General features: G+C 72.1%; 20 protein-coding genes and 2 pseudogenes. 7 read left to right on the plus strand and 15 right to left on the minus strand.

All coding sequences use genetic code 11. The features are described 5' to 3' along the window. The first annotated feature begins 63 nt into the window (after positions 1-63). The 4 genes from ACH4KB_RS22795 (at position 64) to ACH4KB_RS22810 (ending at position 4,496) form a co-directional block, all read left to right on the plus strand. Positions 64-888 carry a hypothetical protein gene (locus ACH4KB_RS22795; RefSeq protein WP_398067713.1) on the plus strand — a complete coding sequence of 275 codons (825 nt, stop codon included), beginning with the start codon at positions 64-66 and terminating at the stop codon, positions 886-888. Between the two features lie 117 nt (positions 889-1,005). Then, positions 1,006-1,536, plus strand: coding sequence for a carboxymuconolactone decarboxylase family protein (locus tag ACH4KB_RS22800; RefSeq protein ID WP_398067714.1), 531 nt, complete (start codon positions 1,006-1,008; stop codon positions 1,534-1,536). Between the two features lie 81 nt (positions 1,537-1,617). Then, positions 1,618-2,892, plus strand: a complete 1,275-nt coding sequence (locus ACH4KB_RS22805) for an MFS transporter (RefSeq protein WP_398067715.1) — start codon at positions 1,618-1,620, stop codon at positions 2,890-2,892. Between the two features lie 170 nt (positions 2,893-3,062). After that, positions 3,063-4,496 carry an MFS transporter gene (locus ACH4KB_RS22810; protein ID WP_398067716.1) on the plus strand — a complete coding sequence of 478 codons (1,434 nt, stop codon included), beginning with the start codon at positions 3,063-3,065 and terminating at the stop codon, positions 4,494-4,496. Positions 4,497-4,563: 67 nt separating this feature from the next. On the opposite strand, the gene ACH4KB_RS22815 is transcribed toward ACH4KB_RS22810, so the two are convergent. From ACH4KB_RS22815 to ACH4KB_RS22830, 4 genes are all read right to left on the minus strand, one after another. After that, positions 4,564-4,848: an alpha/beta fold hydrolase gene (locus ACH4KB_RS22815; protein ID WP_398067717.1), complete on the minus strand. Its 285-nt coding sequence runs from the start codon at positions 4,846-4,848 to the stop codon at positions 4,564-4,566. A gap of 204 nt (positions 4,849-5,052) precedes the next feature. Beyond that, positions 5,053-6,231 (minus strand): acyl-CoA dehydrogenase family protein, encoded by a 1,179-nt coding sequence (locus ACH4KB_RS22820; RefSeq protein WP_398067718.1) that lies wholly within the window; start codon positions 6,229-6,231, stop codon positions 5,053-5,055. A 114-nt stretch (positions 6,232-6,345) separates the two neighbouring features. Further along, positions 6,346-7,500 (minus strand): methyltransferase, encoded by a 1,155-nt coding sequence (locus ACH4KB_RS22825; protein WP_398067719.1) that lies wholly within the window; start codon positions 7,498-7,500, stop codon positions 6,346-6,348. Between the two features lie 127 nt (positions 7,501-7,627). After that, positions 7,628-7,840: a hypothetical protein gene (locus ACH4KB_RS22830; RefSeq protein WP_398067720.1), complete on the minus strand. Its 213-nt coding sequence runs from the start codon at positions 7,838-7,840 to the stop codon at positions 7,628-7,630. Between the two features lie 158 nt (positions 7,841-7,998). On the opposite strand from ACH4KB_RS22830, the gene ACH4KB_RS22835 reads away from it, so the two are divergent. Next, positions 7,999-8,553 carry a GH25 family lysozyme gene (locus ACH4KB_RS22835; protein WP_398067721.1) on the plus strand — a complete coding sequence of 185 codons (555 nt, stop codon included), beginning with the start codon at positions 7,999-8,001 and terminating at the stop codon, positions 8,551-8,553. Between the two features lie 252 nt (positions 8,554-8,805). Beyond that, on the plus strand, positions 8,806-9,630 hold the full coding sequence (locus ACH4KB_RS22840; protein ID WP_398067722.1) for an endonuclease I family protein: 825 nt from the start codon (positions 8,806-8,808) through the stop codon (positions 9,628-9,630). A gap of 23 nt (positions 9,631-9,653) precedes the next feature. Here the strand turns inward: ACH4KB_RS22840 and glsA are convergent, their stop codons facing one another. Genes glsA through ACH4KB_RS22855 form a run of 3 tightly spaced genes read right to left on the minus strand, consistent with a single transcriptional unit; the run spans position 9,654 to position 12,118 of the window. Beyond that, positions 9,654-11,003 (minus strand): glutaminase A, encoded by a 1,350-nt coding sequence (gene glsA, locus ACH4KB_RS22845; RefSeq protein WP_398067723.1) that lies wholly within the window; start codon positions 11,001-11,003, stop codon positions 9,654-9,656. 13 nt (positions 11,004-11,016) lie between these two features. Next, positions 11,017-11,565, minus strand: a complete 549-nt coding sequence (locus ACH4KB_RS22850) for a hypothetical protein (protein ID WP_398067724.1) — start codon at positions 11,563-11,565, stop codon at positions 11,017-11,019. 58 nt (positions 11,566-11,623) lie between these two features. Beyond that, a complete protein-coding gene (locus ACH4KB_RS22855) occupies positions 11,624-12,118 on the minus strand; it encodes a DUF1269 domain-containing protein (RefSeq protein ID WP_398067725.1) in 495 nt (164 codons plus the stop codon). A 119-nt stretch (positions 12,119-12,237) separates the two neighbouring features. Between ACH4KB_RS22855 and ACH4KB_RS22860 the strand changes: the two genes are divergently transcribed. Continuing rightward, positions 12,238-13,353 carry a chemotaxis protein gene (locus ACH4KB_RS22860; RefSeq protein WP_398067726.1) on the plus strand — a complete coding sequence of 372 codons (1,116 nt, stop codon included), beginning with the start codon at positions 12,238-12,240 and terminating at the stop codon, positions 13,351-13,353. Between the two features lie 28 nt (positions 13,354-13,381). Here the strand turns inward: ACH4KB_RS22860 and ACH4KB_RS22865 are convergent. From ACH4KB_RS22865 to ACH4KB_RS22900, 8 genes and pseudogenes are all read right to left on the minus strand, one after another. Beyond that, positions 13,382-14,206: pseudogene (locus tag ACH4KB_RS22865) on the minus strand (D-2-hydroxyacid dehydrogenase family protein); the annotation flags it as partial. Between the two features lie 165 nt (positions 14,207-14,371). Continuing rightward, positions 14,372-14,506: pseudogene (locus tag ACH4KB_RS22870) on the minus strand (D-2-hydroxyacid dehydrogenase family protein); the annotation flags it as partial. A gap of 102 nt (positions 14,507-14,608) precedes the next feature. Beyond that, on the minus strand, positions 14,609-16,996 hold the full coding sequence (locus ACH4KB_RS22875; RefSeq protein WP_398067727.1) for a phosphoketolase: 2,388 nt from the start codon (positions 16,994-16,996) through the stop codon (positions 14,609-14,611). Positions 16,997-17,038: 42 nt separating this feature from the next. Continuing rightward, complete coding sequence (locus ACH4KB_RS22880; protein WP_398067728.1) at positions 17,039-18,451, minus strand: NADP-dependent succinic semialdehyde dehydrogenase; 1,413 nt, start codon at positions 18,449-18,451, stop codon at positions 17,039-17,041. A gap of 162 nt (positions 18,452-18,613) precedes the next feature. Next, positions 18,614-19,072, minus strand: a complete 459-nt coding sequence (locus ACH4KB_RS22885; protein WP_398067729.1) for an ATP-binding protein — start codon at positions 19,070-19,072, stop codon at positions 18,614-18,616. Positions 19,073-19,283: 211 nt separating this feature from the next. Further along, positions 19,284-21,383, minus strand: a complete 2,100-nt coding sequence (locus tag ACH4KB_RS22890) for a xanthine dehydrogenase family protein molybdopterin-binding subunit (protein ID WP_398067730.1) — start codon at positions 21,381-21,383, stop codon at positions 19,284-19,286. Between the two features lie 72 nt (positions 21,384-21,455). Beyond that, complete coding sequence (locus tag ACH4KB_RS22895) at positions 21,456-22,457, minus strand: FAD binding domain-containing protein (RefSeq protein ID WP_398067731.1); 1,002 nt, start codon at positions 22,455-22,457, stop codon at positions 21,456-21,458. Beyond that, complete coding sequence (locus tag ACH4KB_RS22900; RefSeq protein WP_398067732.1) at positions 22,454-23,023, minus strand: 2Fe-2S iron-sulfur cluster-binding protein; 570 nt, start codon at positions 23,021-23,023, stop codon at positions 22,454-22,456. The genes ACH4KB_RS22895 and ACH4KB_RS22900 overlap by 4 nt, the downstream gene beginning before the upstream one ends. Positions 23,024-23,049: the final 26 nt, after the last annotated feature.

Raw genomic sequence — 23,049 nt, forward strand, 5'->3', positions numbered from 1 at the left:
TATGGCGGTTGTCCCCAGGACGGAAAAGAAGATCCGAAGGCACATCAGACACGTGGAGTCACGATGAACAACCATTCCGGCCACGACATGACCGCCCACGGCGGCGCCCGTCCGGGCGGGCTGTCGGTCTCCGAGAACGGGTACACCCTCGAACTCGACTCGACGGTCTTTCCGGCCGGGGTACGGACGGTCACCTTCCGGGTGACCGGTCCCGACGGACGACCGGTGACCGAGTTCACGCCCGAGCACGAGAAGAAGCTGCATCTCATCGCCGTCCGGCGCGACACGACCGGCTTCCAGCACGTGCACCCGGTGATGGACGGGAAGGGCACCTGGAGCGTCGACCTGACGCTGGAGCCGGGAGACTGGAGGTTCTTCGCCGACATCCACCCGGTCGGCCACGGCGGAACCCTGACACTGGGCGTCGACGCCTCGGTCGCCGGGCCTTACGACCCACAGCCGATTCCCGGGGACTCGCACAGCGCCCATGCCGGCGAGTACACCGTCACCCTCGACGGCGAGCTCCTGCCCGGCACGGCGAGCGACCTGACGCTCACCGTCAGCCGCAACGGGCGGCCCGTCACCGATCTGCAGCCCTACCTGGGCGCGTACGGGCATCTGGTGGCGTTGCGGGTCGGCGACCTGGGCTATCTCCACGTCCACCCGGACGGCGAGCCCGGTGACGGCGTCACCGGGCCGGGGCCCGGGATCACCTTCATGGCCGCGGCGCCGTCGGGCGGCGTCTACCGCCTCTACCTGGACTTCCAGCACGAGGACATCGTCCGGACAGCCGAGTTCACGGTACGGACCACCGCTCCCGGCCCGGACGCGGCGCCCCGGGCGGCGTCCGAGCACTCGGGCCACCACGGCGGCCACGCACACCACTGACCGGCCGCGGGAACGTCACCGGCCGGCCGGGCCGCGCACGGCCCCACCGAGGGGGGCGCTCGATCCGTCGAGCACCCCGCCACCCTCCAGCACAGCCTCCCCGTCGGAAGGACCACCATGCCCCGCCTGACCCGACTCACCCCCGATACAGCGGTCGGCGCCTCGCGCGACCTCCTCGCCGAGCTGGTCTCCCGGCACGGCGAGGTCGGGGACATGGTCTCCACGATGGCGCACTCGCCCGCCGTCCTGGGCGGCTATCTGCAGCTCAGCCGGGCCATGGGGCGAGCCAAGCTCGACCGCGGGACCAGCGAACGGATCTCGATCGCAGTCCAGACCCGGCAGGGGTGCCGGCTCTGTCCGGACGCCCATGTCGGCGCCGCTCGCAGGATGGGAGTGGCCGAGGGCGAGATCGAGTGTGCCCGGGCGGGCACCTCGGACGACCCCGGGATCGCGGCGATCATCGCCCTCGCCCTCCAGGTGCACCGCGAGCCGACGTCGATCACCGACGCCCAGGTCAGCGCGGTCCGCGAGCACGGCTACAGCGACCGCGCGATAGCCGACGTGGTCGGCGTCGTCGCACTCAACGTCCTCACCGGCGCCTTCAACCCGCTGGCCGGACTCACTCCGGAGAGCGGCGCCGATGCGTAGGGACATCCCCGCCTCCCCCCGCGGGGCGCGGCCTCCGGCGCGAGGCCGCGCCCCGCCGCACGGACCCGGAAGGAACACGCCATGCGCCTGTTCGCCAACCGCGACTACCGCCGCCTGTTCAGCGCGCAGATCATCGCCCTCTTCGGCACGGGGCTGGCCACCGTGGCCCTCGGGCTGCTCGCCTACGACCTCGCCGGCCCGAGCGCCGGGGCGGTCCTGGGCACCGCCCTGACCATCAAGATGGTCATGTACGTGGTCATCGCCCCGGTCGCCGCCGCGTACGTCGACCGTCTCCCCAGAAGAACCCTCCTGACCCTCCTCGACGTGGTGCGCGGCGTGGTGGTCCTGGCGCTGCCGTTCGTCACGGAGATCTGGCACATCCACCTCCTGGTCGGCCTGCTCCAGGCCGCTTCCGCGGCGTTCACCCCGACTTTCCAGGCCGTCATCCCCGACATCGTCACCGAGGAGTCCGACTACGTACGCGCCCTGTCCGCCTCGCAGGTCGCCTCCACGATGGAGAGCCTCCTCTCCCCCGTCCTGGCAGCGGTCGCCCTGGCGTTCCTGAGCTTCGACCGGCTGTTCCTCGGCACCTCCGCCGGATTCCTCCTCTCCGGCCTGCTCGTGCTGTCGACGCGCGTCCCCGAGGCACGCCCCAGCTCCCGCACCCGGGCATGGGACAGGGCGACGGCGGGGATCAGGACCTTCCTCGGGACACCGCGGCTGCGCGGCATCATGGCGCTCAATCTCGCGGTCGCGGCGGCGGGCTCGATCGTCGTCGTCAACACCGTCAACTACGTCCGTGACGAGCTCGGGGGCTCGCAGCCGGCCGTCGCGTGGATGCTCGCCGCCTCCGGCGGCGGGACCCTGCTGGCCGCCCTCGTCCTGCCGCGGGTACTCGACCGGGTCGCCGCCCGGACGGTCATGGTGACCGGCGCGGGAGTTCTCGTCGGCGGCACGGCCGCCACGGTGACACTCGCCGCGGCCGGACTGACCACCTGGGCCGGTACGGCGATCATCTGGGCCCTGATCGGCATCGGCATGGCGCTGGTCATCACCCCTACCGGCAAGGTCCTGCGCGCCTCGGTCGAACCGAACGCGATCCCCGGGGTCTTCGCCGCCCAGTTCTCCCTCTCGCACCTCGCCTGGCTGATCACCTACCCCATCGCCGGATGGCTCGGCACGAACGCCGGCTTCGCCGCCGCCTGGTCCGCCCTCGCGGGACTCGCCGCCGCGGGCGCGATCGGCGCCCTCCTCCTGTGGCCGCGCCACGACGGGCGACAAGCCGTGCCCGGGACCCTGACCCGCGTCCCGGCCGAACTCCCGTCGGACCGGTCCGCCCTCTCCAAGGCCGCGTAGAACGCGCTGTCGGTCGCCGGCCTCGCGCGGGCCCGGCCCGGACAGAGCCCGGTTACGGGGCCCATCCCCGACAGCCGTGTCCGATCGGCCCCCACAGCAGCCCGTCATACCCCTAGGGGGTATATTGCTCACGCGAAGCGAGATACCCCCCTCCCGTATTGGAGAAAGCTATGTCCACCTCGTCCGCCCCTCCCAGCCCACGCCGCTGGACGGCACTCGTCCTCATAGCCCTGGCCCAGTTCACGGTCATCATGGACACGTCCATCATTGGCGTGGCCCTCCCCAAGATGCAGGTGGACCTGGGCTTCTCCCCCGAGGGCCTCTCCTGGGTGTTCAACGCCTACGTCGTCGCCTTCGGCGGGCTCCTCCTGCTCGGCGGGCGGCTCTCCGACCTGTTCGGCGCCAAGCGGAATTTCGTCGCCGGGTGGATCGTGATGGCCGGGGGCTCCCTGGTCGCCGGCCTCGCCTCCGAGATCTGGATCGAACTGACCGGGCGCGCCCTGCAAGGCGTCGGCGCCGCGCTGATCGCGCCGTCCGCCCTGACCCTGCTGATGATGCTCTTCGGCTCCCGTCCCAAGGAGCTGACCAAGGCGCTGGCGCTGTACGGCGCGGCGGCCCCGGCGGGCGGCACCGCCGGGGTCTTCCTCGGCGGTGTGATCACCGAGTACGCCAGCTGGCCCTGGGTGTTCTACATCAACGTCCCGATCGCCCTGATCGTGCTGGCCCTCACCCCCGGGGCCATGCCCTCCTCCCCCGTCCGCCGCGGATCCGTCGACTTCGGCGGAGCGGCCACCGTCACCGCGGGACTGGCCACCGCCGTCTACGCCATCGTCCGCGCCCCGGAAACCGGCTGGGGCTCGGCCGAGACCTGGCTCGTCCTGCTGGCCGGCCTGGCGCTGATCGCCGCGTTCGTCGCCATCCAGTCGAAGCGCCGCGAGCCGCTGATGCGGCTGGGCATCTGGAAGGCCCCCAACCTCGCCGGTGCGAACATCGCGCAGCTGCTGATGGCCGCCGCGTGGATCCCCATGTGGTTCTTCCTCAACCTGTACCTCCAGCAGGTCCTGGGGCTGGGAGCGTTCGCCTCGGGCGCGGCCCTGCTGCCCATGACGGTCGCCATCATGATCATGATGATCGTCCTGGCACCCCGTCTGATGGCCCGTTTCGGAAGCAAGCCGCTGATCGTCACCGGGCTGTCGGCCCTCGCGGCAGGCATGCTGTGGCTGTCGTTCGCCCGGGCGGACGGCACCTTCTGGGTCGACGTCCTGCCCGCGTCCCTGCTGGCCGCGGCCGGCATGTCGCTGGCCTTCATCCCCTCCCTCGGCACCGCACTGTCCAGTGCGCGCCCCGAGGAGGGCGGCCTGGCCTCCGGCATCGTCAACACCAGCTACCAGGTCGGCTCCGCACTCGGACTGGCCGCGATGACGGCCGTGTCCGCGGCGTACGGCGCCCGTGAACTCGGCAACCCCGGAGCACTCACCAACGGGTTCTCCGCCGCCTTCATCGGAGCGGCGGCCCTCGCAGCCGTCGGCGCGGTCGCGTCACTGCTCACCCTGCGCGGGGCCCCCGCGCAGGACTCCGCCCCCGGCGAGAAGCAGCCCGTCTAGGGGCTGTCCCGCAGGGGCCGACCCGGTGGGCCGGCCCCTGCGGGGCGGCCGGGTCCGGGCGGCCGGCTCAGGCGCGCAGGAACGTCTCGACGCTGGTCGCCAGGGCCGGCGGAGTCTCGTACATCGGGTAATGGCCGCGGTCCGGGATCTCCTCCAGTTCGGCGTTCGGACAGTGGCGGAGCCACGTGGCGCGCATGGCGTCGGCCGTCAGGGCGAGATCGTGCTCGCCGACGACGACCTTGACCGGAACGGGGTTGCCGGTGATCCGCTCCGTGAGGTCGGCGGTGACCCAGTCCTTCACGTAGCCGCCGAACGCCTCGCGGGTCGAGCACTCCAGCGAGCGGTCGACCATCAGGTCGAGCCATACCCGGGGGGCGCCCGGCGGGGACGGCGAACCGGATCCCCGGGGAGAGCCGCCGTCCGTGTGCGGGCGCAGGACACGTTTACGTTTGGGTGTCGGTCATGTCGTCGACCAGCTTCGCGGTCATCAGCGATTCCCGAGGCTCCGACGAGCGGCTTCAGCGGGTCCCTCTCCGCCGCGAAGGCCGCCCGCTCCTCACCGCCGCACGCGCGGCATCCCCAGCCCGATCCACGAGATGATCTCCCGCTGGATCTCGTTGTTGCCGCCGCCGAAGGTGAAGATCACGGCCGACCGGTAGCCGCGTTCCAGTTCGCCGTGGAGCACCCCGCCGGCCGAGCCCTCCTTCAGTGCGCCCGCGGAGCCGACGATCTCCATCAGCCAGGCGTAGGCGTCCCGGCGGGCCTCGGAGCCGTAGACCTTGACCGCCGAGGCGTCCTGCGGGGTGAGGGTGCCGTCCTGGAGGGCCGCGACCATCTGCCAGTTGAGCAGTTTCATCGCGTCGAGGCGGGTGTGGGTACGGGCGAGCAGGGCGCGCACCCAGCCGAGGTCGATGACCCGGCGGCCGTCGGCGAGCTCGGTGCCGGCGGCCCAGCGCTGGACGTCGTGCAGGGCGCGGACCGCCATCGTGCCGTGGGCGGCGAGGGTGACGCGTTCGTGGTTGAGCTGGTTGGTGATGAGCCGCCAGCCCTCGTTCTCCTCGCCTACTCGGCGGGTCACCGGGACCCTGATGTTCTCGTAGTAGCTCGCGGTCGTGTCGTGCGAGGCGAGGGTGTTGATCAGGGTGCAGGAGTAGCCCGGGTCGCTCGTGGGGACGAGGAGCATGGTGATGCCCTTGTGGGGCGGGGCGTCGGCGTCGGTGCGCGCGGCGAGCCAGACCCAGTCGGCGGTGTCGCCGTTGGTGGTCCAGATCTTCTGTCCGTCGACGACGTACTCGTCCCCGTCGCGGACGGCGCGGGTCTTGAGAGCGGCGAGGTCGGTGCCGGCGTCCGGTTCGCTGTAACCGATCGCGAAGTCGATCTCCCCGGCCAGGATGCCGGGCAGGAAGTGGGCCTTCTGCTCGTCGGTGCCGAACCGCATGATCGTGGGGCCGACGGTGTTCAGGGCCATCAGCGGCAGAGGTACGCCGGCCTGGGCGGCCTCGTCGAAGAAGATGAACTGTTCCATCGGGCCGAGTCCCCGGCCGCCGTACTCCTTCGGCCAGCCGACCCCCAGCCAGCCGTCGGCGCCGAGTCTGCGGACGGTGTCGCGGTAGAAGCGCTTCCGGGCGGCCGGCTCCGCGTAGCGGGCGTAGGCGTTGTCGGGCACCAGGGTCGTGAAGTAGGTGCGCAGTTCGGTACGCAGCCGCTGCTGCTCAGGCGTGTATTCGAGGTGCACGGCCCCTCCAGAGTCTCGCTTCGGCGTCGTCCGTGTGCGGCGGCGCACACAGTAGAACGTGTTGCAAGAATCCGGAAGGGCCGGCGGGTGTCCGGCGGACGAGAGGCCCGGCGGTCAGCGCTTGACGGCGCGCAGCACCACGAACTTCGGGTCGCCCGCGACCGTGGTGCAGTTCCCGAAGATCCGGCGCAGATGGGTGTGGTACGAGAGGTGCCGGTTGCCCACGACCCAGAGCTCGCCGCCCTGGCGCAGGGCGGTCCGGGCCCCGGCGAACATCGTGCGGGCCGTCGCGTCGGTGGTCGCCGTGTGCGAGTGGAAGGGCGGGTTGTTCAGCACCAGGTCGACGCTGCCCGGGTCGAGGTCGCCGAGACCGTCGCCGACCAGGAAGTCGGCCTTCGCACCGTCGGGCGCCCCGGCCCGGAAGGTCTCCTCGGCGGAGGCGACCGCCCCGTAGGACTCGTCGACGAAGGTGACGTGCGCGTCGGGGTTGGCGATGGCGGCGGAGAGTCCGAGGACCCCGTTGCCGCAGCCCAGGTCGACGACCCGGACCGCCCCGGAACGGGTGGGCAGGTGCTTCAGGAAGAAGCGGGTGCCGATGTCGAGGCGCTCCGCGCAGAAGATCCCCGCGTGGTTGACCGCGGTCAGGCCCGCGACGGGGCCCACGTCGGCGGGCAGCTCGTAGCGGTACGGCCACGGGCTCGGCGTACGCGGCAGAGCTGGGTCCGGGGTACAGAAGATGAGCCGCGCCTTGCGCACCGCGAGGGACGTGCGGGTCGGGCCGATGATCCGCTCGAAGAGCTTGAGCGTGGAGGTGTGGATCTCCTTGACCATGCCGGTGCCGATGATCACGGTGCCGGAGTGGACGGCGGGGGCGATCCGGTGGAGCTGGTCCTCCAGGAACGCCAGGGACTTGGGCACCCGGACGATCAGGACGTCGATCCGGTCCGGCGGGGTGTCGCGCGAGGACAGCAGCCGGACCGCGTCCTGGTCGACGCCGTTCCTGGCGAGGTTGGCGAGGGTCGCGCGCCGGGCCAGGTAGGAGTCGCTGATCTGGACCGGCCGGTGTGCGGCCAGCGCGGTGGCGAGCGCCCCCCACCGGTCCCCCACGACCGCGACCGTCCCCGAGAGGTCGACCGAGCCCGTCTCGGGGTCCGTCAGCTGCCGGAGCAGGTATTCGTCGGCGGCGTCCCACGCGCGGAAGGGGTCGCGCGGGTGCTCGGGGAAACGGGCGAGCTCGAAAGCGCCCTGTGAAGTCGTCAAACGGTTCATATGTCACTCAGGCTAGCCGAGGGAGCCGGGGCACGCCCCACACGCTCCCCGGCTCCCCGGCCGCCCTCACCTCGGCGTACGGGTCCGCGCACCGCCCACCGGGTGTCCCCACGGGCCCGCCGGGCCCTCAGGGCAGTTGTTTGTCGATGGCCGACCGCCCCTCGGCGGCCAGCTTGCGCCGCGCCCATTCCAGGGTCTCCGGCGTCAGGTCGCGCCCGGAGGAGAGCACCAGGTCCTCCGCGCTCGGCCGGTCGCTCGCGCCCGTGTGCAGGAGCCGGTCGGGCGTGATGCCCTCCGGCCCGGACACGGCCGCGGATACGGGTTCGGACTCTTCGCTCATGCCGCCTCCTCGTCCTTGCGGCAATTCTCGCGCCGCACGGGCCCGGCCGCATCCGATGAGCCCGCGCACGCCTGCCCGGGGGGGTGAATCAGCCCTTGGCACGCCCGGGGAGTGGGCAGGAGAGGGAGGTCGTTGCCCCATTCTCCGAGGCGGTGCCCATGCTCCACGGTGTCGACGTCAGCGCTTATCAGCCCTCCTACGACACGGACGGACTCGACTTCGTCATCATCAAGTCCACCGAAGGCCGCACCTATGTCAATCCGCGTCTGGACGCGCAGGTGAAGCGGGCCAGGGACGCCGAATGCGTCGTCGGCTTCTACCACTTCCTCTGGCCGGGGGACGTGGCGGACCAGGTGGCGTACTTCCTGAGCAAGACCCCGGAGAAGGCGGGCGATCTGCTGGCGGTCGACTGGGAACAGACCGGCGGTGGGACGCGGGCGAGCAATGCGGACAAGGACCGGTTCATCCGAGCGGTGAAGCGGGAACGGCCCGACCACCGGGTCCTGTTGTACTGCAACCGCTCCTTCTGGCTCAACCACGACACCACCGGCTACGCGGGCGACGGGCTGTGGATCGCCGACTACGGCACCGCGGGCAAGCCCCGCATCGAGGCGGACTGGCGCATTCACCAGTACACCGACGACCCCCTCGACCGCAACGTGGCCGACTTCGACTCGGTCCGCGCCCTGCGCGACTGGGCGGCCGGCCGGTAGACCCCGCACGCCCCGCGCACCCCGTACGCCTCCGACGGCCCTGGGCCACCGGAGGCGTACGGCACTCCGGCGGCTTCCGGCGGCTTCCGGCGGGCCAATTCTTGACCTGCACATGATAGATACACACTGTTCACACGTGGGGCACGGTGCGTGTGCGAGGCTCCCGCCTGACCACCTACCGCACGGCCGTCGCACGGACACCCCACCCAGGGTCCCGGTCGCGACGCCCGCGTTCCGGAGAGGACACCCCACATGTCCCGTCGTCACTCGTTCTACGCGCGTCCACTGCTCGCCGCGGTGTCGGCCGTCACCGTGCTCGCCGGCACCGCCGCGGCGGCCCCGTCGGACGCCTCGTCCGGCCGTTCCACCGCCACCGCCACCGCCTCGGCCCTCGACGACACCTACTACCAGGACGCGCTCGGCAAGACCGGAGCCGAGCTGAAGTCCGCCCTGCACACGATCATCAGCGACCAGACCAAGCTCTCCTACAGCCAGGTGTGGGACGCCCTCAAAGCCACCGACGAGGATCCCGCCGACTCCTCCAACGTCGTCCTGCTGTACACCGGGCGCTCCCAGTCCAAGAACGACAACGGCGGCAACGTGGGCCAGTGGAACCGGGAGCACGTCTGGGCCAAGTCGCACGGCGACTTCGGCACCGCGACGGGTCCGGGCACCGACGTCCACCACCTGCGGCCCACCGACGTCAAGGTCAACTCCACGCGCGGGAACAAGGACTTCGACAACGGCGGGAGCGAACTGGGTGCCGCGCCGGGCAACTTCACCGACAGCGACTCCTTCGAACCGCGCGACGAGGTCAAGGGCGACGTCGCCCGCATGATCCTCTACATGGCGGTGCGCTACGAGGGCAACGACTCCTTCGCCGACCTCGAACCCAACGACCAGGTGAACAACGGGTCCGCGCCGAAGATGGGCAAGCTGTCCGTCCTGAAGCAGTGGAGCCAGGAAGACCCGCCGGACACCTTCGAGAAGCGCCGCAACGACGTCATATTCGACCGGTTCCAGCACAACCGGAACCCGTTCATAGACCACCCTGAGTGGGTCGGCGCCATCTGGTAGTCCGGCCCGCCCGGCGGTACGGCTCAGTCCTCCCCGGACAGGGCCTGCGCGCAGCCTTCGACGGCGCCCTCACGGGTGGCGTAGCGCGGCAGGTCCTGGCCGGTCCGTTCCCGCACGAGGTCGGGCGGGCCCAGCAGATCGTTCGGGTCGACCACCGCCGCGCGCCGTCCGTCGCCGGCGAGCCGGGCGAGCCCCGTGTGCAGCATCGCCAGGGCCACGGAGTCGACGGACGTGACGTCGTGCAGGTCGAGGACGACCGAACCCCCGTCCGGCCCGGACTCGTCCAGGGCGTACAGCACGCGCTCCGCGGCCGTGAAGTCGATGGACCCCTGGGCGACGACGACGCCGACCTGTTCGTGGAGGATGCGTTCGTGCCCGGCCGAGGGCGCCGACGGCAGGTCGTCCGCGGTGGTGACGAGGGTGACGGTGGAGCCGGGGAGCGCGGGGTTGAGCATGAGGTGGAGCCCGTAGCGGTCCGACATCGCCTCCAGTGCCGCGTGACCGCGCACCGATCCGCCGGTGGCGTCCAGCGGCGGGCTGTAGGTCGCCACGCCGAAGCGGGCGGGCCCCACCGCGATGAGGCCGCCGGACACCCCGCTCTTGGCGGGAAGGCCGACGCGCAGCAGCCATTCGCCCGAGCCGTCGTACATGCCGCAGGTCGCCATGACGGCGAGGACCCGGGCTGCGACCTCGGCGGAAACGACGCGCTCGCGGGTCACCGGGTTCACGCCCCCGTAGGCGAGGGTCGCGGCCATCGTGGCCAGGTCGACGGCGGTGACCCGGATCGCGCACTGACGGAAGTAGCGGTCGACCGCCAGGACCGGGTCGACGGGCATGGTGCCGGTGGAACGGATCAGGTACGCCAGCGCCCGGTTGCGGTCCCCGGTCACCGACTCGGAGCTGAACACCTCTTCGTCGACGTCCAGTTCGCGCCCGGCGAAGCAGCCGAGGCAGTGCAGGATCCGGTCGAAGGCGGGTTCGTCCTGGGTGTCGGGGATCAGCGCGGTGGTGACGATCGCACCGGCGTTGACCATGGCGTTGGCAGGCCTGCCCGTACCGGGTTCGAGGCTGATGGCGTTGAACGCCTCGCCGCTCGGCTCGGCGCCGACCCAGCGGCTCACCTCGTCGAGGCCGAGCAGGGAGAGCGCGAGAGCGTAGACGAACGGTTTGGAGACCGACTGGAGGGTGAAGGGGACCTCGGCCTCGCCCGCGACGTAGCGGTGTCCGTCCATGCTCACCAGCGAGAGACCGAAGGCGTCCGGGTCGGCGAGGGCCAGCTGGGGAATGTAGTCGGCCGGCTTCCCCTCCCGTACGCCGGCGAACCGGTCGCGCAGGTTCTGGAGGGAGTCGGTCACCGCGTCGGCGGCGCTCATGGCCCGCGCGTCCTCAGCCGCGCTCGGCCTGGGCGACCCGGGGGAAGGTCTTCACCCCGGCGGCCTTGCGGCTGTTGGCCCGGGCGGTGACCGTACGGTCCGGCGGCGCGTCCTCGATGCCGACGACGACCGTGTCGAGCACCTTGTCCCCGGCGTCGACGAACTCCACCTTCACAGCGAAGAACGTGGCCTTGTCCGTGGGGTTGGTGACCCGGACGAGCGCGCTGCGGACCTCCTCGGACGCGGTGAGCGGCAGTCCGTTGACCGAGACGTCGCCGACGGCGTTGCCCCGGCCCTCGGCCTCCTCCAGCCGCTTCGCCGCCTCCTGCCGTACGCGTTCGGACTCGGCGGAGACCGAGGCGGCGAAGCTCTCCTGGGTGCGGGGGCTCGGCGCCTCGGAGGGTGATTCCTCCGGTTCGGGCGTGAGGGTGTGGACGCCCTGGTCGGTGCCTTCACTGCTGGTGTCGGAGTCGCAGGCCGCCGTGGAGGCGAACAGCAGGGCCGCGACGGCGACGGGGGCCAGGGCGCGTACGGCTCGGCGCGCGGGGAGTTTCGGCTTCACGGACGGTCCGTCCAATCCAGGAGAGGGGGTGCGAGAGGAGGGAAGGGCTGTGCGCGGGTCACACCGTCTCGTCGCCGAAGATGTCGCGGAGCTTCGCCTCGCGCTCGGTGTCGAGGTTGCTGTGGAGGAGTTCGGCGCCGTCGCCGGGCAGTTGTGCGCCGATCCGCTCGGGCACCTCGTTCATGGTCAGCAGGAACAGCGCCGAGGTTCCGGGCGTCACCTTCTCCTTGACCTCGGCGATGAAGTCGTCGTCGATGCCGACGTCCGCGAGCCTCCCGCCGAGCGCCCCGGCAGCCGCCCCGATGGCCGCGCCCAGCAGCGGCATGAGGAAGATCAGGCCGAAGAGCATGCCCCAGAAGGTCCCGCTGAGGGCGCCGGCGCCGACGAGGTTGAGCAGCTGTCTCGTACGCGGCTTGGCCCGGTCGGCGGGCCAGCTGACCACCGCCGCGTCGAGGATCTTGATCAGCCCTTCCTTCTGAAGGGACTTCAGCGCCTCCTCGACGCTCTCCGCGCCTTCGGCCGTCCGGAACTTCCACACGGTGAGCGTGGACATCGCGCAACCTCCTGCACTTCCAGGGCAACAACTCGCTCATATTAGGATCAAAAGGTATGAATTGACTCGTCGAAGCATCCGCTTCATTCGGGAGCGGGTTCGAGCCCTGGGAGGGAACGATGGATACGGACGCCCTGACCGCCGACCTGTTGCGGGAGCTGCGGGCGACCCGGCCCTATCCGGCCCTGTCCCTGACCATGCCGACCCACCGCAAGGCCCCGGACAACGCCCAGGACCCGGTCCGCCTGCGAAACCTGGTGGCGGACGCCGGACACCGCCTCGAAGCCGATCCGCAGGTCAGCCGCGAGGTGCGGGCCGCCCTCGTGCGCCAGCTGGAGCGGGCGGCGGGCGAGGTGGACCCGCGAGCGGCGATGGACTCCCTGGTGCTCCTCGCCACCACCGACGAGTACTGGATCTGGCAGCTGCCGCGCACCGCACCCGAACGGGTGGTGCTCAGCGATACCTACCTCACCCGCAACCTCGTCGCGGCCAAGGCCCAGACCCGGCCCTTCCGGGCGCTGACGGTCGCCGCCGACCACGCGACGCTGTGGATCGGCACGGGCGACGGCATCCGCCCGGAGGAGACGAACGGCTTCCCGTTGACCGCGCCGAAGGAGCCGCCGAACCCGCAGCGCGAGGAGCGGATCGGGGACACACCGAGCCTCTTCACCGACGAGGAGACGCGGAACTTCTTCCGCGATGTGGACGAGAAGCTGCGCACGGTGCTCGCCGACGACCCGCGCCCGCTGTATCTGGTGGGTCTCGCCCCCGCCCTCGCCCTGCTGGACGAGGTCGGCGAGAGCTCCGGGTCCGCCGTCGGCCGGGTCACCAAGGGCGCACCGGCCGACCTGTCGCCCGCCGAGGTCCTCGATGAGCTGCGGCCCGCCCTCGACGAGGGCGCTCGCCGGGCGGCCGAGGAGGTGGAGACCCGCCTCGACAACGCCCGCAGCGCCCACTCCTTCGCCGGCGGGCTCGACGAGGTGTGGGCCGCCGTCCGTGAGGGCCGGGCGGGGCTGGTCGCGGTGGAGGAGCACTTCCAGGCGGCCGTTCAGGTGACCGCCGGGCACCTGGAGCCGGTGCCCGGGGGAACCACGCAGAGCGCGGACGGCACGATCCGCGAGGACATCGTCGACGAACTGGTCGAAGCCGCGCTCGACGGCGGCGCCGATGTGGTCTTCGTCGAGGACGGTTCGCTGGCGGACCACGGCCGGATCGCGGCGGCGCTCCGCTACTGACCGAAGCCCCTGGGCGGGCCCTTGGCCGTCAGCCCAGGCGGCGGAGTGGCTGCCCGTCGAGGAAGGCCCTGATGTTCTCCACGGCCTGGCCGTAGTAGGTCTCGTAGTTGGCGCGCGACACATAGCCCAGGTGCGGGGTGGCCAGCAGTCGCGGGGCCGTGCGGAGCGGGTGACCGGCCGGGAGCGGCTCGGTGTCGAACACATCGGTCGCGGCCCCGGCGATGGTGCCGGCGTGCAGGGCGGCGAGCAGGGCGTCCGTGTCGACGACGGCCGCCCTGGAGGTGTTGATCAGATACGCGGTCGGGCGCATCAGGGCGAGTTCGGCCGCGCCGATCAGGCCCCGGGTCCGGTCGCCGAGCGCCAGGTGGACGGAGACGAAGTCGCTGGAGGCCAGCAGTTCCTCCTTGGAGGCCGCCGGCTCCGCCCCGACCTCGTCGGTCCGTTCCTTCGTGAGGTTCTGACTCCACGCCACGACGTCCATGCCGAAGGCCAGGCCCACGCGCGCCACCCGGCCGCCGATCCTTCCGAGTCCCAGCAGCCCGAGCCTCCGCCCGTGCAGATCGGCGCCGAGGGTGGACTGCCAGGGGCCGCCCGAGCGCAGCGACTCGGCCTCGGGGACGATCCCGCGCGCCAGGCCGAGGAGCAGCGCCCAGGTCAGCTCGACGGGCGGGGTGGAGGAGCTGGCGGTGCCGCAGACGGTGACGCCGTGCCGCCTCGCCGCGTCGAGGTCGATGACGGAGTTGCGCATGCCGGAGGCGACGAGCAGGCGTAGCCGGGGCAGCCGGGCGAACAGCTCCGCCGGGAAGGGCACCCGTTCGCGCAGGGTGACCACGAGGTCGAAGTCGGCTAGGGCGTGTCCGGCGGATCAGGGCCGGATAGGCCGCGGCGTCTGGTGCGGTGCATCGCAAGGCGCTGGAACGTCCTCATCGCGGAGCGATTCGGGCGTTTCGGCAACGCCGCGAGGTGCCGTGCCAGGCGCCGCGGACCCGGTCAAGATCCGCCGGACACGCCCTAGGGCCGCGGCCGCTTCGTCCTCGGTGGCGAGGTGCTCGGTGAAGGTCACGACCTCGACGTCGGCGGTCACGGGCGACCAGTCGACGACGGTGGTGGCGACGGACTGGAAGTCCTCGATCACGGCACAGCGCAGCTTCATGGCGGCCTCTCCGGGGTGGGTCTCGGGTCGCCGCCCATGATCGCTCATCGCCCCGTCGGCGAGAACGCCGGCCGGTGGGAACAGATCCGGTGACCGGCGCCGTCAGCCGCCCCACGTCCAGTCGACGACCTCCGGCAGGTCCGTGCCGTGCTCGCGGATCCAGGCGTGGTGGCGGGTGCGGGCGTCCGCCATCTCCTGGCGTACGGCGACGGCCCGGACGCCGAGCCCGGGTACCCGGTCGATGACGTCCATGACCAGCCGGTAGCGGTCGAGGTCGTTGCGGACGACCATGTCGAACGGCGTGGTCGTGGTGCCTTCCTCCTTGTAGCCGCGCACATGGAGGTGGGCGTGGCCGTTGCGGCGGTAGGCAAGCCGGTGGATCAGCCACGGGTAGCCGTGGTAGGCGAAGATCACCGGCCTGTCGCGGGTGAACAGGGCGTCGTACTCGGAGTCCGGCATGCCGTGCGGGTGCTCCGCGTCGGGCATCATGCGGGCGATGTCGACGACGTTGACCACGCGCACGGCCAGCTCCGGCAGATGGCGGCGGATCAGGCCGGCGGCGGCCAGCGTCTCCTGAGTGGGTACGTCCCCGGCGCAGGCGAGGACCACGTCCGGTTCCCGGCTCCCGTCCTCGGTCCCGGCCCACTCCCAGGCTCCGGCCCCGCGCGCGCAGTGGGCACGGGCCTCGTCCGGGGTGAGCCAGTCGAAGGTCGGCTGCTTCCCGGCGACGATCACGTTGACGTAGTCCCGGCTGCGCAGCGCGTGGTCGGTGACGGAGAGCAGGGTGTTGGCGTCCGGTGGGAGGTAGACGCGCACGACCTCGGGGCTCTTGTTGAGGATGTGGTCGACGAAGCCGGGGTCCTGGTGCGAGAAGCCGTTGTGGTCCTGGCGCCAGACGTGTGAGGTGAGCAGGTAGTTGAGGGAGGCGATGGGCCGCCGCCAGGGCAGCCGGCGCGAGGTGCGCAGCCATTTGATGTGCTGGTTGACCATGGAGTCGACGATGTGGGCGAAGGCCTCGTAGCTGGAGAAGAGCCCGTGCCGTCCGGTGAGGAGGTAGCCCTCCAGCCAGCCCTGGCAGAGGTGTTCGGAGAGCACCTCCATCACGCGGCCGTCGTGCGCGAGGTGTTCGTCGGTGGGCAGGGTGCCGGCCTGCCAGGCCTTGCCGGTGGCCCGGTAGAGCGCGTCCAGCCGGTTGGAGGCGGTCTCGTCGGGGCCGACGACGCGGAAGTCCCTGCGGTCCGCGGTGGCGGCCATCAGGCTCTCCAGGAAGCCGCCGAGCACCTTGGTCGGCTCGTGGAGGGCGGTGCCGGGCTTGTCGACCCGTACGGCGTGGTCCGCCGGGTCGGGCAGCGGGAGGTCGCGCAGGAGCAGCCCGCCGTTGGCGTACGGGGTGGAGCCGAGCCGGGCCGCTCCCTCGGGCACACAGGCGAGGACCTGTTCGGTGGGGCGGCCGTCGGCGTCGAAGAGTTCGGCCGGCCGGTAGGAGCGCAGCCAGGCTTCCAGCTGCCGCAGGTGTTCCGGGTGGTCGCGGACGCCGGAGAGCGGGACCTGGTGGGAGCGCCAGGTGTTCTCCACGGGCAGTCCGTCGACCTCTTCGGGGCCGGTCCAGCCCTTGGGGGTGCGCAGCACGATCATGGGCCAGCGGGGGCGCTCGGTGGCGCCGTCCTCGCGGGCGGCCCGCTGGTACGCGCCGATGCGGTCCAGGGCGGTGTCCATGGCGGCGGCCAGTGCCCGGTGGACGGCGGCCGGGTCGTCGCCGCTGACGAACAGGGGGTCGTGCCCGTAACCGCGGAGCAGTTGGCCGAGCTCCTCCTCGGGGATGCGGGCGAGGACCGTCGGGTTGGCGATCTTGTAGCCATTGAGGTGGAGGACGGGCAGGACGGCTCCGTCGTGGACCGGGTCGAGGAATTTGTCCCCGTGCCAGGAGGCGGCGAGCGGACCCGTCTCGGCCTCGCCGTCGCCGACCACGCACGCCACCACCAGGTCCGGGTGGTCGAAGGCGGCTCCGTAGGCGTGGGCGAGGGCGTAGCCGAGTTCGCCGCCCTCGTGGATGGAGCCGGGCGTCTCGGGGGCGACGTGGCTGGGCACGCCGCCGGGGAACGAGAACTGCTTGAAGAGCCGCCCCATGCCCTCGGCGTCCCGGCCGACGTCCGGGTAGGTCTCGGAGTAACTGCCTTCCAGCCAGCAGTTGGCGAGGACGGCCGGTCCCCCGTGGCCGGGCCCCCACACGCACAGGGCGCTCAGGTCCCGGGACTTGATCACCCGGTTGAGGTGGGTGTGGACGAGGTTGAGCCCCGGCGAGGTGCCCCAGTGGCCGAGCAGCCGCGGCTTGATGTCCTCGGGGACGAGCGGCCGGGTCAGCAGCGGGTTGGCCATCAGGTAGATCTGGCCGACGGCGAGGTAGTTGGCCGCGCGCCAGTGCGCGTCGAGCGCGGCGAGTTCGTCGTCGGAGAGGGCGGAGGGCGTGGAGGGCGTACGGGGGTCGCTCACGGAGCAGGTCTCCTCATCGGGTGACGGCACACGGGCGGGGCCTCAGGACGCCTCGGGTCCGTACCAGAGTGTGGTGGCGTTGCAGAACTCGCGGATGCCGTGTCCGGCCAGCTCACGGCCGTAACCGGAGCGCTTGACGCCGCCGAAGGGCAGGGCCGGGTGCGAGGCGGTCATCCCGTTGAAGAAGACCCCGCCGGCCTCCAGGTCGCGGGCGCAGCGCTCCTGCTCCCCGGGGTCGCGGGTCCAGACGTTGGAGCTGAGGCCGAAAGGCGTGTCGTTGGCCAGGTGGATCGCCTCGTCGAGGTCGGCGACCCGGTAGAGGGTGGCGACCGGGCCGAAGGTCTCCTCGCGGTGGACGCGCATGGCGGTGGTGATGGAGGCGAGCACGGTGGGCTCGTAGAACCAGCCGTTCTCCAGGCCGCCGCCGAGCTTGTCGGGACGCCGTCCGCCGCACAGCGCCTCGGCTCCCCGCTGGACGGCGTCGTCGACGAGTTCCTCCAGGTCGGAGCGGCCCTGTTCGGTGGAGAGCGGTCCGATGTCGGTGCCCTCCTCCAGCGGGTCGCCGACGGTCAGGGCGCGCATGCCCGCGGTGAACCGCTCGGCGAACGCGTCGTAGACGTCGGCGTGCACGATGAAGCGCTTGGCGGCGATGCAGGACTGGCCGTTGTTCTGGACGCGGGCGGTGACGGCGGTGGCGGCGGCCTTCTCCACGTCCGCCGAGGGCAGGACGAGATACGGATCGCTGCCGCCGAGTTCCAGCACGGTCTTCTTGACCTCGTCACCGGCGGTGGCGGCGACGGAGCGTCCCGCCGGTTCGCTGCCGGTGAGGGTGGCGGCGGCGACGCGCGGGTCGCGCAGGACTTCCTCGACGGCGCCCGAGCCGATCAGGAGCGTCCGGAAACAGCCGGCGGGGAAGCCCGCACGGTGGAAGAGATCCTCCAGGTAGAGGGCGGTCTGGGGCACGTTCGACGCGTGCTTGAGAAGTCCGACGTTGCCCGCCATCAGCGCGGGGGCGGCGAAGCGCACCACCTGCCAGAGCGGGAAGTTCCACGGCATCACGGCGAGGACCACGCCGAGGGGGCGGTAGCGGACCAGCGCGCCGGTGGCGCCGGAGTCCTTCACGTCGTCGGGGTCCGGGTGTTCGTCGGCGAGCAGCGCCTCGGCGTGGGCGGCGTACCAGCGCATCGCCTTCGCGCACTTGGCCGCCTCCGCGCGGGCCGCCGTGACGGGCTTGCCCATCTCGACGGTCATCGTCCGGGCGATGGTGTCGCGGTCCTCGTCGAGGAGGTCGGCGGCCCGGTTCAGCCAGCCGGCCCGCTGCTCGAAGGGGGTGACGCGGTACTGGCGGAAGGTCTCCGCGGCGGCGGCGATCCTGCGTTCGGTCTCCTCCTCGCCGAGGGCGTCGAATGACCTGATCAGTTCGCCGTTCGCGGGGTTGACCGTCGCGATGGGCATGGCAGTGGCCTCCTTTGCATCGGTACTCCGACCGTGCCGCGCCGCACCGGTCCGCGCAACGCGGCCCTCCCCTCCCCCGCACGTACCCGGCCGACGCGGATCATGCGTGCCGGGGCAGCGCGTTCCGCGTCGGCCGGTTGAGGGGGCCGCTCCTCCCGGCGGTTACACGAGCGCCGCCAGGGGAACGTGGCGGGCGGTGCGGACGCCGGGCAGCGGGGCGTACGGGAGCAGACCCGCGGGCTGCGGCGCCTCGGCGTAGCGGGTGAACCAGACCACTTTGCCGTCCGTGGTCCGGCAGGTGCCCCAGCTGTCGCTCAGGGCCATGACCCGGCTCAGCCCGCCGCCGGCCGGCAGCAGCCGGGGCATCCGGGCACTGTCGTCCGCGACGGACACGGTCACGTGCCGCCCGGTCCAGCGGAGTTCGAGGACGCAGGTGGTGCCGTCGCCGACATGCCGGTGGACGTTGGTCAGGAGCTCGTCCAGAGCCCGGCACACCGGCCGGACGTGCAGGTCGAGACTCCAGTGACGAAGGTGTGCGGCGACGATCCGCCGCACCTGGGAAACGCGCTCTGCCGACACCTGCGTTTCGACCGAGTAGTGCCGGTCGAGTGGAACGGTCATCGTCGAGGCTCCTCACCACGAGGCCCACGTCCTTCACCCCGTCGTACTTCACCCCGTCGTACGAACGTTCCCCGAACACGAAGCGTGAGCGCAGATCACTTCTGGGTCACTCATCAGGGTGCGTCGCGTAGGCCGGACGCGCAACAGGTGGGCCGTCCGTGCTGGTGGGGGGGGTGCCCGTCGCAGGACGGTCACAGCCGATAGGGCAGCGTCACAGCAGATAGGGCAGCAGGGTGTCCGGGGCGAGGGGCAGTTCGCGCAGCCGGGCGCCGGTGGCGTGGCGGACCGCGTTCCCGATGGCGGCGGCGGTGCCGACGATCCCGATCTCGCCGATGCCCTTGGAGCCCATCGGGTTGAGGTGGCGGTCGTCCTCGTCGATCCAGTGCGCCTGGATGTCGGCCGTGTCGGCGCAGACGGGCACGTGGTAGGCGGCGAGGTCCTTGGCGGTGAAGTCACCGAACTCCGGGTCGATGCCGCAGCCCTCGGTGAGGGCCATGCCGATGCCCATCACCATGGCGCCGGTGAACTGGGAGCGTGCGGTGCGCGCGTTGAGGATCCGCCCGGCGGCGAACACGCCGAGGAGGCGGCGTACGCGGACCTCGCCGGTCACGGCGTCGACGGCCGTCTCGGCGAAGTGCGCGCCGAAGGCGTGCCGGGCGTACGGGGACTCCTCGCCGGTCTCCTGTTCGGTGTCGGCGGTGGTGGCGATTCCCTCGGCGGGCAGGGGGCCGGTGTGCTCCGCGAGGCGGGCGGCGAGGCCGGTCGCCGCCTTGTGCACGGCCCAGCCCCAGGAGGCGGTGCCGGAGGAGCCGCCGGCCAGCGGGGCGGCGGGCAGGTCGGTGGAGCCGATGTCCACGCGTACGGCCTCCGGGGCGACGCCGAGTACGTCGGCGGCGATCTGGGCCAGGACGGTACGGGACCCGGTGCCGATGTCGGTGGCGTTGACCTCGACGCGCAGGGAGCCGTCCCGAGCGGCGTGGGCGGTCGCGGTGGACCGGGAGACGAGGACGGGGTACGTCGCCGAGGCCACGCCCGTACCGATGAGCCAGCGGCCTTCCTGGCGGGCGGCGGGCCGGGGGTCGCGGTCGTGCCAGCCGAACCGGGCCGCACCGTCGCGCAGACAGGCGGCGAGGCCGCGGCTGCTGAAGGGGCGGCCACTGTCCGGTTCGGTCTCCGGCTCGTTGCGCAGCCGCAGCTCCACGGGGTCAAGGCCGAGCGCGCAGGCCAGCTCGTCCATGGCGGACTCCAGGGCGTACATCCCCGAGGCCTCCCCCGGGGCGCGCATCCAGGAGGGGCTGGGGACATCGAGGGCGGTCACCCGGTGCGCGGTCCGGCTGTGCGGCGAGGCGTACATGACGCGGGCGGGCACGGCGGCCTGTTCGACGAACTCCTTGACGGTGGAGGTCTGGGTGACGACCTCGTGGCTGACGGCGGTGAGCACCCCGTCCAGCTCCGCGCCGAGCCGGACCCGCTGGATCGTGGGGGCCCGGTGGCCGACGACTTCCGCGAGCTGGGCCCGGGGGAAGGCGAGTTTGACCGGACGGCCGGTGTGCCGGGCGGCCATCGCGGCCAGGATGCCCTGCGGGCGGGTGGTGCCCTTCGAGCCGAAGCCGCCGCCGACGTGCTCGGAGACCACGGTGATCCGGTCCGGGTCCAGGCCGAACACCTGGGCCAGGCTCTCGCGGACCTTGGTGGAGCCCTGGCTGGAGTCGTGGACGGTGAGGTGGCCCTCCTCCCACACGGCGGTGGCTGCGTGCGGCTCCATGGGGTGGTTGTGCAGCGCGACCATCCGGTACGTGGCGTCGACCTGGACGGGCGAGGCGGCCAGGGCCCGTTCCACGTCGCCGCGCACCCGGACGGCGGGTTCGCCGCCGTTGGCCTCGTCGGGCGTGTAGAGGCCGGAGTGGTCCTCGGTGAGGGTGACGTCGTGCGGATCGCGTTCGTACTCGACGAGGAGTTCCCCGGCACCTGTCCGGGCGGCCTCCAGCGACTCCGCGATCACAAGCGCGATCGGCCAGCCGTGGTGCGGGACCCGGTCGTTCTGGAGCACGGCGAGGATCGGGTCGTCGGGCTCCTGGAGCTCGGGCGCGTTGTCGTGGGTGAGAACGGAGTGGACGCCGGGTACGGCGAGGGCGTCGACGGCCCGTACGGCGGTGACGCGTCCGGCCGCGACGGTGGCCGGGACGGTCCAGGCGTACAGGCAGCCGGCGGGCGTGCGGTCGAGCGCGTAGCGGGCGGTTCCGGTGACCTTGTCCCGGGCCTCTCTGCGGACGACGGGCGCACCGGGGAACTGCGGGGCTTGCGTGGTCATGGCGGTGGGTCCTCGGGGGTCGGTGGTGCGGGCGGGCGGGCGGTGGGCGCGCGGGCAGAGGCGCCGTGCGGTTCAGCCGGTCCGCGCGGGCTGCCGGGCGGTGAGCTCGCCGAGCACGTCGAGGGCGAGCCTGCGGGCCAGGTCCACCTTGAACGCGTTGTCGCGCAGCGGCCGCGCCTCGGCCAGTTCGGCGATCAGGGCGTGCTGGAACACGGCGGGCGTGGCCGGAGCACCGCGCAGCTCTGCTTCGGCCCGGTGGGCCCGCCACGGCCGGTGGGCGACGCCGCCGAACGCGAGCGTGGCGTGTTCCACGCGGCCGGCGTCCACCCGGAGCGTGGCGGCCACGGAGACGAGCGCGAAGGCGAAGCTGGCGCGGTCGCGGGCCTTGCGGTAGCGGGTGGCCGCCCCGGGCGCCGGTGGCGGGAGCACCACCTCGGTGATCAGCTCGCCGGGCCTGATCACCGTGTCCTGGTCGGGGTTGTCCCCGGGCAGGCGGTGGAACTCGGTGAGGGGGACGGCCCGTTCGCCCTCGGGGCCCAGGAGGACCACGGCCGCGTCGAGCGCGGCGAGGGCCACGGCCATGTCGGACGGGTTGGTGGCCACGCACTCCGGCGAGTGCCCGAGGATCGCGAGGTCGCGGTGGGTGCCCTCGCGTGCGGGGCAGCCGGAGCCGGGGAGCCGTTTGTTGCAGGGCTTGGCGACGTCCTGGAAGTAGCGGCAGCGGGTGCGCTGGAGGAGGTTGCCGCCGGTGGTGGCGGAGTTGCGGAGCTGGCCGGAGGCCCCGGCCAGCAGCGCCTGGGACAGCACGGGGTAGCTCCCCGTCACGTCGGGGTGGGCGGCGAGGTCGCTGTTGCGCACGGTGGCGCCGATGCTCAGGCCGCCGTCGGCCGTCCGGGTCACCCGGTCCAGTGGCAGCCCGGCGACGTCGATGAGGACCCGGGGCGTCTCCACACCGAGTTTCATCAGGTCCACCAGATTGGTGCCGCCGCCGAGGAAGCGGGCGCCGGTGCCTTCCGCGCAGAGCCGGACGGCCTCGTCGGTGGAGGCGGGGCGCACATAGCCGAACGGTTTCACTCGATCACGTCCTCGATGGCTTCGACGATCCGGGGGTAGGCCCCGCACCGGCACAGATTGCCGCTCATCCGTTCCCGGATCTCGTCGGCGTCGAGTGCGACGGGTCCGGCCGGTCCGGTGGCGGTGTCCGGTTCGGTGACGTGCGAGGGGTGGCCGTCCGCGGCCTCGCGGAGCATGCCCACGGCCGAGCAGAGCTGGCCCGGGGTGCAGAAGCCGCACTGGAGGGCGTCCCGTTCGACGAACGCCCGCTGCACCGGGTGCAGGCTCTCGCCGTCGGCGAGCCCTTCCACGGTGGTGATCGTGGCGCCGTCCTGGGCGACGGCGAGCAGCAGGCAGCTGTTGACCCGCCGCCCGTCGACGAGGACCGTGCAGGCCCCGCACTGGCCGTGGTCGCAGCCCTTCTTGGCCCCGGTGAGCCCGAAGCTCTCCCGCAGCGTCTCCAGGACCGTGGTGCGGTGGTCGACGGTCAGGGTCGTCGGGTCACCGTTGACGTGCAGAGTCACGGTGGAGTGTTCGTCGACGACCGGTTCCGGTTCGAGGTCGGCCCCCAGAGCGAGGGAATCCATGCGCGCGCCTTTCGCTTCGCCGCGGG

Origin of the sequence: Streptomyces sp. NPDC017520 (assembly GCF_044329855.1) — a bacterium.
In the GTDB taxonomy this organism is placed as follows: Bacteria; Actinomycetota; Actinomycetes; order Streptomycetales; family Streptomycetaceae; genus Streptomyces.